Source organism: Herminiimonas sp., assembly GCF_030655415.1.
Genome location: NZ_JAURVN010000004.1, coordinates 568291 through 579930, shown reverse-complemented (window position 1 = coordinate 579930; position 11640 = coordinate 568291). Strand labels below are relative to the sequence as shown.

9 protein-coding genes are annotated in these 11640 nt (G+C 51.8%); 4 read left to right on the top strand and 5 right to left on the bottom strand.

Annotation, left to right across the window (positions count from 1 at the left end; translation table 11 throughout):
* Window positions 1–54: 54 nt before the first annotated feature.
* Both Q7T66_RS05395 and Q7T66_RS05390 read right to left on the bottom strand, forming a co-directional pair.
* Complete coding sequence (locus Q7T66_RS05395; protein WP_304932291.1) at window positions 55–4023, bottom strand: translocation/assembly module TamB domain-containing protein; 3969 nt, start codon at window positions 4021–4023, stop codon at window positions 55–57.
* Entirely contained in the window at window positions 4013–5704 is a 1692-nt protein-coding gene (locus Q7T66_RS05390; protein WP_304932290.1) for an autotransporter assembly complex family protein, read from the bottom strand. The genes Q7T66_RS05395 and Q7T66_RS05390 overlap by 11 nt, the downstream gene beginning before the upstream one ends.
* Window positions 5705–6069: 365 nt before the next feature.
* Between Q7T66_RS05390 and Q7T66_RS05385 the strand changes: the two genes are divergently transcribed.
* A complete protein-coding gene (locus tag Q7T66_RS05385; protein ID WP_304932289.1) occupies window positions 6070–6954 on the top strand; it encodes an SAM-dependent methyltransferase in 885 nt (294 codons plus the stop codon).
* Here Q7T66_RS05385 and Q7T66_RS05380 read toward each other — a convergent pair.
* Complete coding sequence (locus Q7T66_RS05380) at window positions 6951–7823, bottom strand: cytochrome c (protein ID WP_304932287.1); 873 nt, start codon at window positions 7821–7823, stop codon at window positions 6951–6953. The two genes, Q7T66_RS05385 and Q7T66_RS05380, sit on opposite strands and share 4 nt — an antisense overlap.
* A 97-nt stretch (window positions 7824–7920) precedes the next feature.
* On the opposite strand from Q7T66_RS05380, the gene Q7T66_RS05375 reads away from it, so the two are divergent.
* Window positions 7921–8217 (top strand): GIY-YIG nuclease family protein, encoded by a 297-nt coding sequence (locus Q7T66_RS05375; protein WP_304932286.1) that lies wholly within the window; start codon window positions 7921–7923, stop codon window positions 8215–8217.
* A 9-nt stretch (window positions 8218–8226) separates the two neighbouring features.
* On the top strand, window positions 8227–8832 hold the full coding sequence (locus tag Q7T66_RS05370) for a DUF938 domain-containing protein (protein WP_304932285.1): 606 nt from the start codon (window positions 8227–8229) through the stop codon (window positions 8830–8832).
* Window positions 8833–8838: 6 nt separating this feature from the next.
* Here Q7T66_RS05370 and Q7T66_RS05365 read toward each other — a convergent pair whose 3' ends face one another.
* Window positions 8839–9528 (bottom strand): YbaY family lipoprotein, encoded by a 690-nt coding sequence (locus Q7T66_RS05365; RefSeq protein ID WP_304932284.1) that lies wholly within the window; start codon window positions 9526–9528, stop codon window positions 8839–8841.
* 326 nt (window positions 9529–9854) lie between these two features.
* Between Q7T66_RS05365 and Q7T66_RS05360 the strand changes: the two genes are divergently transcribed.
* Window positions 9855–10925 carry a lipid A deacylase LpxR family protein gene (locus Q7T66_RS05360; protein ID WP_304932283.1) on the top strand — a complete coding sequence of 357 codons (1071 nt, stop codon included), beginning with the start codon at window positions 9855–9857 and terminating at the stop codon, window positions 10923–10925.
* Window positions 10926–11008: 83 nt separating this feature from the next.
* Here Q7T66_RS05360 and Q7T66_RS05355 read toward each other — a convergent pair whose 3' ends face one another.
* A complete protein-coding gene (locus Q7T66_RS05355) occupies window positions 11009–11638 on the bottom strand; it encodes a carbonic anhydrase (RefSeq protein WP_304932282.1) in 630 nt (209 codons plus the stop codon).
* Window positions 11639–11640 lie beyond the last annotated feature (2 nt).

The following is an 11640-nucleotide window of genomic DNA, read 5'->3' as shown; positions in this document are numbered from 1 at the left end:
CGCTATATGACAAAGAATAGTCTTCAGTTGCAGATAGAAAATGTTGCTTAAAATTTAATCAAACGCAAAATTGTATAGCAGCGACAAGGCGCTGCTGGTTCCTGCTTCCGCTTCCACAGTCAGGCGCGGCGTCAAGGTATAGCGCAGCAACAATACGCTACCGGCGCTTTCCAGACTTTGCTTGTAGCTGACATACAGGCGCGCTGAAATCTTTTTGCCTAATGTGACGATGCGTTCTTGCAAATTACTGTCGCTAGTACCGATACTAAAATCATCGAGGCCGAAAGCGGTGGCAATTTGCGATTGCAAACCTGCCGCAGCACCTTGCGTCAGCAATGAACTGGCGGCGCTTTGCAAGGCGCTGATATCACTGTCGCCAGCACCGGACAGGCCGCGTCCGAGTACCAGCCAGGAAAGTTTTTCAGCATCGGCGACTGTCGGTTCTGACACCAGCGTGATGCGAGGTGCGAGGACAGTGCCGCGCACTGAGACGCCGGCTTCGACTTCTTGCCCGCGTCGCATTGCGAGAATGTCGAGCGCAGGATTATTCAGCGGTCCGCTGAAACGTAATAGTCCTTGTTCGATTGCCAGTTCACGACCGTAGGCCTTGAAAGTGCCGGAGGCGACGCGTAGCGTGCCTTGTGCACGCAAGGCATCGTTGGCGCTGGCGAGCAGGCTGATATCGCCCACCAGCATTGCGTTCAGCCCGCGTCCCTGCACGCGTATGCCATTGCCCAGGCTGATGGCGAGGTCGAGTGCGATCGCCGTCTTGGTACCTTGTTTATCGCTTTGTCCGACGATGACGACATCATCTGATAACTGCGGAGTATCTGATGAGCCGATATCGAACAGGCCGGAATCCACCACGAATTTTCCATTGGCCTTGGCGCTGCCTTCGCGCCAACCGACCACGGCGTCGCCGCTGATGACGAGTTTGCGGTCTGATCGATCTATCAGCGTGTAGCGTGTGGCCTTGACTGCGAGTTCCAGCGCCAGTTGTTCGCGCACCATACTGAGCGGGCCGGTAATCGATAAAGTGCCGCCACCATTTTGGAACGCCAGCTGACTAATGACGAGTTGATCGCCACGGAACTCGCTGCGCAGCGTGCCCTGTTTGAGATCGACACCGGTATCGGTAAACAATAAACGCAATTGATCGGCCGCGATGGTGCCGGAAAATTGCGGCCTGACGAAGCTGCCGCTCACTGCCAGGTCGCCGCGCAAATTACCTTCCGTGACCAGCGTCGGCGAAACCAGCGGACCTAGCCAGGCGAGTGTTGCCGTATTGATGCGTGCGCTGCCGTTGAAGGGCGCGCTTGGTGCGATGGAAAAACGTCCCTCGCCACCGCCGATTACGGTATTCAAACTGCCAGCTATATTCCCGACCTGACTGCCGTCAGCTTGCAAGCTCAAAGCGATGCGGCCCTTGTCTGCAGTGCCGCCTATTACCAGTGTCGACAGTCCGAGTTTGACCGGCGCATTGCTGAGAATGGCGACATCACCACTTTCGCGGCGCAGTGCAAAACTGCCGTTTACGCGATCGCCGAGCTGAAGATTCCATTCGCCTGCCAGCGTCAAATCCGTATTGAAAGGCGCTTCGGGTTTGACATAGCGTAGCAGTTCAGCGACCGGCAGTTTCTCAATACGGCCACGCGTACTGACGCCACGTTGGTTGCGTACAAACTGTTCGATCGCGATCAAGCCATTACCGAATGCGAGACGGAATTGATCCAGTTGCACCTGCCGTTGCGAGACTTGCAAAGGCGCTGGTGCAGCAAGTTTGATATTCAGTTCCCCTTTGGCTTCCAGCGTGTTGATGTTGCCCTGCCAGCCAGGATCGCGTGCCATGTTTTGCAAACCGCCCGCTGCCGTCATTGACCAATTCTGATCTTGCTCAAGCAGCGATGCAGTCATTAAATGTTGTGCGCTGGTGCCAGTTACATTGATGCGGAAATTTTCTGCAACTAGCTGCTTGCCGCTGACCCCTTCACCATTTATTTCTATACTTAATGGCGCATTGCTTTGCGCGCCGTACTGCGCACGTGCTGTGAGCTTTTTCAATTGTTGCGAGCCGGTATTCAGGCCCTGCGCGTCACCCTCAAGATTCACGACGCTGATGAATGCCGCATCAGGTTTGCGATTGAGTGCGAGTTCCAGTTTGCCTTGCATAGCGGCTATTTGAGTCGAGCCAGGCGTACGGATGCGCTGGCCGCTCCAGTTTGCGGTGACGACGGGCTGTTGCACGCTGCCGCGTATTTCGCCATTGACTTGTAATGCTCCGCCAAAGCCACTTCCTAACTGTTCCATCGCTGGTGCATCGACTTTAAAAATAATGCGCGAATCTTTTTCCGCAAGCTTGCCATTTGCCGACACGCGATTACTACCAGCGATCAGCGATAGTTTTAGTAGCAGCAAAGTATCTGCACGTAATTGCAATTGGCCTTCGCCGGTTAATGGATTGCCCGCCAGTTGGCTTTTGTCTATGCGGAAGGATGCGTCGGCTTCCAGCGTTGGTTGACGTTTGCCATTGGCAGAAAATTCTCCATTCAAATGCAAGGCTGGCAGTTGCGAAAAATTGCCGAGATCAGATGGATTGAATGAGCGGATTACACCTTTGATGTCGAAGGCTTGGGTACCGGCCAACGCAAATTTTGCCGATAGATCGATTGCGCTGCTACCTGCGCGTAGTTCGGCCTTGTCGATGACTGCCGCATTGTCGGCAATGCTTGCGTGCGCATTCAGTATCAAAGGATTATTTTTGCGCGGCTCGCGCAAGGCGAGTGTGAAATCCTGCTTGCCATCCGCGTGCTTGATATCGAGGCTACCTGCGAGATTACTGGTGCGTGTGCGTTGATCGATCTTTTTCAGATCCAGCGCCTTGGTACTTAAAGCCATCAGCAGTGCGCCATTCGCAAAGCTGCCTTTGCCTTCAATTGTTCCGGCCGGACTTTGCTTGCTGCCTAATGCTGCCACGATGCGATTGAAAACGAAGCTGCCATCGTGCTGCGAAAAATCAACATCCAGGCGATGTAAGGGGAGGCGTGCATCGTTGTATAACCCTGCCGCCGCGTTGTTAACTTTGAGGCTACCCTTGCCATCTGCATCCGCATTCAAATCGAGATCCAATGCGGTTGTCGGTAAACCTTCCACCAGCAAAGCAAGATCGACACGACGCGCGGTGATGCTAGTTGGCCCCAGCACTTGTTCACCGAAAGGATGAAGCGCAGCTTGTCCACTTACGCTGGCTTGGTCTATACGTACGTTGATGTTGGCGATCAGATCGGCCAACGACCCTTGCAAATCCAGTTTGCCTTTTGCCGCTATGGTGCGCGCGCCCATCGTGGTTTCGCTATCGGTGGAAAGCGTTGCCTGCAGTGGATATGGTTTGGTGACAGATAGCGTGGCCTTGCCATTGAGGTCGCCGGAAAATGTATTGCCAGCGGAGCGTGAGCGCGCACTGAAGCGATCGAGATTCAACAGATAACGCTGACCATCGAAATCCATATTAAATGCGAAAGCACCGAGTGTGATGACGTTGAGCGGGCCCCATGCGATTTCACCGCCTGCAACCTGCACGCTATCGACCTGTACACGCAAAGGCAAGCTGATGCTTTCTGGAAGTACCGATGCGTCCTTGCTTTGATCTATCTTGCTGACGATGCCGAGTTTGCCTATCAATAAAGAAGTGACGTGTAGTTTCCCCTTGAGCAGTTCTGCAAGTTTGAGTTCCAGTGCAAGATCGTCCAGCACGATGGTTTGATTTTTTAACGTCAGCGTCAGACGCTGAATACGCAAGGTCTCATTGAGTTGGCCATTAACACCATCCGCTTGCACCACGTCGCCAGACATATTGGCCGCGAACGAGAGCAGCGTGCGTGCGCCGCGTTCGCTGGAGGTTATCCACGCCGATGCAGCAATCAATACCAGCAAGACTGCAGCGCACAGCGGCAACCACAGACGGCGTTTGCGGCTGCTGATTTTTTTTGCGCCTGATGGCGAATTTTGCGTATCGTCAGAAGCCATAGCCGATGGAAAAATGAAGACGCGGTTCTTTGGTTTCGTGACCGTAAGCGAGATCGAGATTGACTTGACCGATAGGACTGCGCCAGCGCGCACCGACGCCGCTACCTTGCTTTAATTTGAAGTCGCTCCACGAATCGGCAGCATTGCCGGCATCGGTAAACAAGGCTGCGCCCCATTCCGGCGTGATGCGGTAAACCAGTTCGGCACTGACGACAGCGGTAACGGTGCCGCCTACGATGGCGCCATTTTGCGCAACGCCCAAGGTGTTGTAACTATAGCCGCGTACGGTTTGATCGCCACCGGTGCGGAATAGCAAATCGCCAGGCACTGTAGTGCGATCAGCGCCAAATACTTGACCGACTTGACCGCGTAATACTGCTTGCCAGCGCTTGTCGTAATACGGCGAAAGATAAGTGGCGCGACCGACCACGCGCGCAAGACTTTTCTTGTTGATCACACCCGCCGGTCCCGCGCCTAGTTCTATCGATGCGACATAGCCGCGCGACGGCAGGATTAAATTATTAACCCGACGTCGTGTATAGATGAATGAACCTATCAGTGCTTCACGATTATTGGAAAAATCTTCGCCTATGCGTTGGCGATCTGCGTAGAAGGAGAGCGCCCAGACTTTTTCATCGTTGGTATCGGGACTGGTCAGACGCGCGCTGCTTAAGAGTTTGTTATTGATTTCGCCGGCGCTATTTGTGTATTCATAATGTGCTCCGACACTTGGCCGCCAACCATTGCTGATCGGTTGCAGATAAACATCGGAACCGATTACACGCGTGTCGCGATCGATGCGCAGGTTTGATTCCAGACGCCAGTTACGATCAAGGAAGTTACGATCCAGCCATTTGATCTGGCCGCGTGCACCGGAGTCAGTCGAAAATCCTACGCCCAGCGAGAGACGCTTGCGTTCGTTTTCAGTTAAGTCGAGTCGTATCGGTACCGCGACAGGCTTGCTTGCATCCATCTCGACCGTCGCAAAGACCGATTTGAAATAGCCGGTGTTTTGCACACGTGCTTGCAGTTCGTTAAGTTTCTCTTGCGAGTAAGGCTCGCCCGGTTTGATGGGATTCAACTCGTCAATCATGCTGCGCTGATAGCGTTGCAAGCCTTCGATTTGCAATTCGCCGAACGTAAAACCAGGTCCGGAATCAACTTCCACTGTTAGCACAGCAGTGGCGGTGTCCGGTTCTATGCGTGCGCTACTTTGTGTAATTGCTGCGGTCGGATAATCGCGTATCAGCAAAGCTTTCAGCAAATCACTTTTGGCGTCATCCCAGGCTTTTTGCTGGAAGATACCGCCTGCCTGTAACAGCCATCTTTGCTTCAGGCGTTCTACCCGTTGCGGATGCGCAGCGAGGATATCGCCCTTGAAGGTGATGGTGACTGATTCGACTAAAGTTCTAGGGCCGAGTACCACGGTAAATCGCGCTACCCATGGGCTGGATTCTCTATCAAGTTCATGCTTGACTGTGCTTGAGAAATAACCTTCGGTTGCCAATAGAGAACGGATTTGCTGCGGAGCGATGCCGACCAGTCGCTGCACTTCGTCTTCGCTTAATTCAGTGGAAGATTGCCGACGGCTGATATCAAGGTTGTCGTTAAGGAAGGATGTGAGTCCGCCTGCGCCATCAATCGCAACTCTATATGCAGGAGCTTCTGCCTGTGCCTGCATTGGTAACATGCAGTAAGACAGAACCAAGAGAAGCAGGGCAACAGGCATAGTGAGCCATACCTGTTTTGTATAAAAGATAATTCTGTTCGGCACTATATTAATGATGGAAACGTGAGGGGAGACACGCGACAGCGTTATATGCGAGTGTGCTACAGCCTGTTGCGCAGGCGCGGAAAAGTAGAATTCCAACTAGCAACACGAGTGCCAACGCCAGTGCGCAAGCTTATCAGTATTTGTCCTTGATCGTAGAGATTGCGTACCTGTCGTAGTGGGTGTTCGTTCTTGCAAGCATGGCTAACTGGTATTGCCGGACTGCGGCAAAGTCCCTATAGTGAGCGGCACATCAGACCACCAAAGTTAGCATCATGAGCCAGAACAGCAAGAATGAAAGTGCGCAAGCGCACGATATCCGTCCGGGACAGTCCATTGAGCTGTTGAAAGAACTGCACATCCTGACGCGTGATGGCAAGTTGAATCAGGACAGCCGCCGCAAGCTCAAGCAGGTTTATCACCTGTATCAGTTCATCGAACCTTTGCTGCAGGAAATTCAAAACGATCATCCCGACATTACGTTGGCCGATCACGGCGCTGGTAAATCTTATTTAGGCTTCATTCTGTACGACCTGTTCTTCAAGGAGCGCAAGGATCAGTCGCGCATCTACGGCATAGAAACGCGCGATGAGCTGGTACAAAAATCAGAAGCGCTGGCGAAGAAACTGGATTTCCCCGGCATGTCATTTTTGAATTTGTCGGTTGCCGATTCAATTACCTCCGATCTGCTGCCGAAAAAAATCGATGTCGTGACTGCACTGCACGCTTGCAATACTGCAACCGATGACGCGATTCATTTTGCGCTTGAGAAGAAGGCGAAGTTCATCGTGCTGGTACCTTGCTGTCAGGCAGAAGTCGCGTCGGTTTTGAAAAAAAATAAAGGCAAGACGCTGGCAAAAAATGCATTGACCGAAATCTGGCGCCATCCTTTGCATACGCGTGAGTTTGGTAGCCAAGTCACCAATGTCTTGCGTTGCTTGCAGCTCGAAGCGCATGGCTACCAAGTCAATGTGACTGAACTGGTGGGTTGGGAACATTCGATGAAGAATGAATTGATCATCGCCACTTACAAGGACTTGCCGCGCAAACGCCCGTCAGAACGCTTGCAGGAAGTTTTGCAAACTCTCGGTCTGGAAGAAATGCAGTCGCGCTTTTTTACTAATGAGTCTTCGGCAACGATTACGGCTGACGCAACTTAATCAAGTTTGGCGTCAGTCGCCAACTGCTTGCGTTGCGCCATGTGACGCAAGTACGCCAGCAAGTCATCCAGCTGAGCATCATTCATCACTGCTTCTGTAAATCCCGGCATCGTTAATTGCGGCCACTGGCGCACCGCAGCCGGATCACGTATGTACTTGCGTAAAAAATCTTCCTGAAAATATTCAGTCGGATTAAACGGCAGATTCAAGTCCGGCCCCAACTTTGCATCGCCACCACCATTGATCTGATGACAGCTTGCACAGTGCGTGATGTAGGCTTGCATGCCGCGATATTCTGCACTGTCTTTTTTCAATGAAGCATCCGGCAGAATCTGCGGATAACGTTCCGGCAATGAGGCAATTTCACTGATGACGGCAATTTGATACGGCCAGAATTCTGGTGTGATATTGCTTTTCTCCGGCGCGATCCAGACCAGATAAAATGCGCCTGCACCGCGACCGCCGGGTTTCAATTCCGGCCAAGGTGCATTAGCTGGTTCAATCGCCAGCCATGGTTCAGACGCACCAGACAATAGTTCTACCGGGATGTTGGCGACAAAGCCATCTTCGGATTTGAATTGCACGGTGCTGATGCCATGCAGATTGCGCAAGATCGATTTCAGCGGTAGCGCGCGGTATTCCATTTTCCGTTTATAGCTAACGTCGGCCGGAATGCTGATAGTGCGTACGTCTGGGTGTCTTAGCAAATCGAGTCGTGCCAGTTTTTGACGTTGCTTGATAAAGGCTAATTCCAGCACTGGCTCAGCTGCAATCGCAAAATTGCTCGCAACAATGAGTAGTAATGCAATGGCGCATACGAAAAGCACGCGGATGGGATGATGATTGCGAGTATCGATCACATTTTTCATATGCGGTGCATTCAGGTAAGGTGATGTCGCTGCAGTATAGCGAACTAGATAAACGAAGTGATATAGAAGAAAACTTCAGCCTGAAAGTTGAGTGAGCATGACCTGGTTTCTTTATTTGATCGAATGCAAGGATGGCAGCATCTACACCGGCATTGCGGTCGATGTACATGCACGCTATGCAGCCCATCAAAAAGGCAAGGGCGCGCGCTATACGCGTTCGCGACCACCCAGACGCTTGCTGGCGATTGTTGAATATCCCGATCGCTCGACTGCATCAAAAGCGGAGTATGCAATGAAGCGTTTGAGCGCATCGGAGAAGCGAGGTTTTTGTTTGCAACGCAGCGGCCTATGGCAAATCAGCTCGCCGCACAACGCTAATCCAGTAACTCCTTAAAATGTCGAAATGAACAAACAATTTTCCACCGCGTGCGAGCGCAATCGTGAGCCAATACTTGAGACCTTGAACGAAGTATTCGCGGATCGCAAACATGTACTCGAAATCGGTAGCGGCACTGGCCAGCACGCCGTTTTCTTTGGCGCGGCTTTGCCGCAATTGATATGGCAAACCGGCGACTTGCCGCAAAGTCATCCCAGCATACTGGCGTGGTTGCAAGAGGCAGAACTGACCAATGTTTTGCCGCCTATCGTGTTGGATATGTCGAAAGCCGCTTGGGAAACTGAGGTGCTCGATACAGGTATCGATGCCGTATTCACGGCGAACACTTGTCACATCATGGCGTGGAGCGAAGTCGAGCGGATGTTTGCTGGCCTTGCCCGCGTGCTGCATTCAGGCGGGAAATTATGTGTGTATGGCCCGTTCAATTACGACGGCCAATTCACGAGTGCGGGGAATGCGCAATTCGATGCAAGCTTGCGCGCGCAAGCGGCGCATATGGGGATACGTGATATCGAAGCAATGCAGAAACTGGCGGCGCAACATGGTTTTGTCATGCTGGCCGATCATGCGTTGCCAGCGAATAATCGCTTACTCGTATGGCAACGCAGCTGAGAATTTTTATTTGGCAGGCAGCGGATCAGTTTTGCAGCCTGTGTAGCTGACACCATTGAGTTCAAGTAGCGCGGTGTTGCCTTTGTTCCAGAAAGTATTGTTGCCATCGCTGTAACGCGCACCGGAACCTGAGACCACATGCGGCAATGTCAGGGTTCTGCCAGCCAATAGAATTTGCACTTGGTTGGCAGCAAATTTTGCAATAAATTCCAGTTCATCACATTTGAATGCCATACCGGTATTAACAGCAGGCGGTGCGATGGCATTCGGATTGATGGCACGTTGCAGCAGGATGGCGATCGGTTTTTCTGGCTCGTTGAACGAGATCGCAACGGGCTCTTCGGTGGCCCAGATCACGCCGTCTTGACTATCCAGTATGGATGCCGTGATGGCGTAGCGATGGCTGCGATCGATCGCTTCCGGGATGTAGCGCAAGTTGAAGGCGATAGGGACTTGGGTGCTGGGACGTATGTTTTGTTGGGCGACAAAGCTGCCGCTTTTGCCGCTGCGGGTCACGTCTTCCAGATTGACGATCACTTTTGCATCTGGCGGCAAGGCGATGCGTTCACGGTAAGCAACGGTGCCGCTGACATTGCCGGAGAGGGCGGGCAAGTTGTCTGATTTGAGTTTTTTTGCACAGCCGCTGGCGAGTACGCATACAGCGAGCAGTGCGATCAATGAATGACGAGATTTCATCTGGCGATCCTGAAAATGGTTGGATGGTCTAGTGTAACGTGCAGAACGCGTGCAAAACAAACAACGCCGACCGACATATTATTGGCTTACGTGCAGTTTATGTGCGCCAGCGCATAGATCAGCATATAAACTGAAATTAATGTGCAGCAGAGTAAATTAAAAGCAAAGTAGTAACAAAGTAATACAAGTAGTCAGGGAGTGGACAGCGCAGCGATATTTGCGTTCGATCCGATTTATATAAAAATGATTTCAAAGTTCTCTCAATGCCGATAGCTCGTCTTTCACATAAAAACTCGATACTCTTTTCTTTATCGCTATCCTGCCTGATGCTGAGTGCTGGCGCATTCGCAGAGGAGGCGATTGGTGATCTGAAAGCAGAGCTAAGCAAGCAGCCTATCGAGGACACCTGTGCCGCCAAGCCGGGCATACGTGAACTTAAAAATTATCCCGAGGTATTCAATCTCTATTACGAGAACGATCTGTTTGCCGGCACCGATAATAATTACACCAACGGTATAAAGCTGTCGTGGGTTTCGGCGAATCTGGCGGATTACATCAATGATCCGTGCTTGCCAAAATGGGTACGGCAGCTGAATCGTTTTTCTCAAGCCTTGCAACCAGGTGCGTTTGACTCGCGCAATATGGTCATCAGTTTTGGCCAGTCCATGTACACACCTACTGATAAATATCGCACTGATCTGATCAAGGATGACCGGCCTTATGCGGGTTGGTTGTACATGGGCTTTGCCTACAATGCGCGGACCGCAAACGTCATGGATACGGTCGAGATTGATGTCGGTGTGGTTGGCCCTGCGTCATTGGCTCGACAAACACAGAACACGATTCACGACTGGCGCGGGATTGATCGCTTCAACGGCTGGGACAATCAACTCAATGATGAGTTGGGGATTCAGTTTGTGAAGGAAAGAAAAAACAAGGTGCTGGTGATTAACAAGGCCGATGGTCCGAAGTTCGATGCGATCACGCACTATGGTTTCAGCCTGGGCAATGTGAAGACGTATCTGAACGCCGGTTTTGAGATGCGCCTCGGGACTTTTTTACCTGATGATTTTGGTACTTCGCCGATTCGTCCGGCCAGCGACAGCAACGCGCCCTTACCTATCAATGCGACGCGACGATTGTCCGGCGGTGGCATCCATACTTTTGTCGCAGTAGATGCACGCGCTGTCGCGCACAATATTTTCCTCGACGGAAATACCTTCTCGGATAGCCATAGCGTCGCCAAGGAATACTTTGTCGGTGATGTGTCAGCCGGTATCGCCTACCAATGGGCCGGCGGGAAAATAACTTATGCGCAGGTTTTGCGTAGCAAGGAATTCCGTCAGCAGAAGGATGCGCAGAGCTTTGGTTCGATTACGATTAGTCTGGAATATTGATTCCAGCAGTTCGCTTTAATGAGCGTGAAGATGATTGTGAGTGCTTAAGAAGAGCCGGCCTTGAGCAAGGCCGGCTTGGTGTTTCAGCTATTGCTCGGTAGGCCATCAAAAAATTCTACAGCGCCGGTTTCCAGCGAATACTCGGCACCAACCACCAGCAAGCCTTCATTTTGAATCAGGTTTTCGAGCAACTCGGAGCCATGACGCAAGTGATTAGCGGACGCTCGAATATTCGCACGTATTGATTGGTGTACCAATGCATCGTGGTCATGTTTCAAATCTGTTTCGAGCAAGGTTTCTACAGATGGGCGAATACGATCAACGATGGATTTCAAATTGCGCGATTGATTTTCATTCGGTCGCTTTAATTCTTCCAGTGTCGCCACAATCGCACCACATTTCGAATGCCCAAGTACAACTACCAATTTTGTCTTGAACTGAGCCGCTGCGAATTCGACGCTACCAACTTGCGACGGTGCCACGATATTGCCGGCGACGCGAATCACAAACAAGTCGCCTAAGCCCTGATCAAACACCATTTCTGCCGGTACGCGTGAGTCTGAGCAACCGAGAATAATCGCAAATGGCTCTTGTCCATCCGCCACTTCTTTGCGGCGCGCGAGCGCAGATTGATTTTCATCGTTACGGGTATCGGCGACGAAACGGCGGTTACCTTCGCGCAGACGTTCCAGTGCTTCTTTTGCTGTAGTCATTG

Bases quoted from the DNA above. Each gene is read 5' to 3' on its own strand.
- Q7T66_RS05385 (WP_304932289.1), top strand. From the start codon at position 6,070: ATGAGCCAGAACAGCAAGAATGAAAGTGCGCAAGCGCACGATATCCGT.
- Q7T66_RS05390 (WP_304932290.1), bottom strand. From the start codon at position 5,704: ATGCAGGCACAGGCAGAAGCTCCTGCATATAGAGTTGCGATTGATGGC.
- Q7T66_RS05355 (WP_304932282.1), bottom strand. From the start codon at position 11,638: ATGACTACAGCAAAAGAAGCACTGGAACGTCTGCGCGAAGGTAACCGC.
- Q7T66_RS05375 (WP_304932286.1), top strand. From the start codon at position 7,921: ATGACCTGGTTTCTTTATTTGATCGAATGCAAGGATGGCAGCATCTAC.
- Q7T66_RS05360 (WP_304932283.1), top strand. From the start codon at position 9,855: ATGCTGAGTGCTGGCGCATTCGCAGAGGAGGCGATTGGTGATCTGAAA.
- Q7T66_RS05365 (WP_304932284.1), bottom strand. From the start codon at position 9,528: ATGAAATCTCGTCATTCATTGATCGCACTGCTCGCTGTATGCGTACTC.
- Q7T66_RS05395 (WP_304932291.1), bottom strand. From the start codon at position 4,023: ATGGCTTCTGACGATACGCAAAATTCGCCATCAGGCGCAAAAAAAATC.
- Q7T66_RS05370 (WP_304932285.1), top strand. From the start codon at position 8,227: ATGAACAAACAATTTTCCACCGCGTGCGAGCGCAATCGTGAGCCAATA.
- Q7T66_RS05380 (WP_304932287.1), bottom strand. From the start codon at position 7,823: ATGAAAAATGTGATCGATACTCGCAATCATCATCCCATCCGCGTGCTT.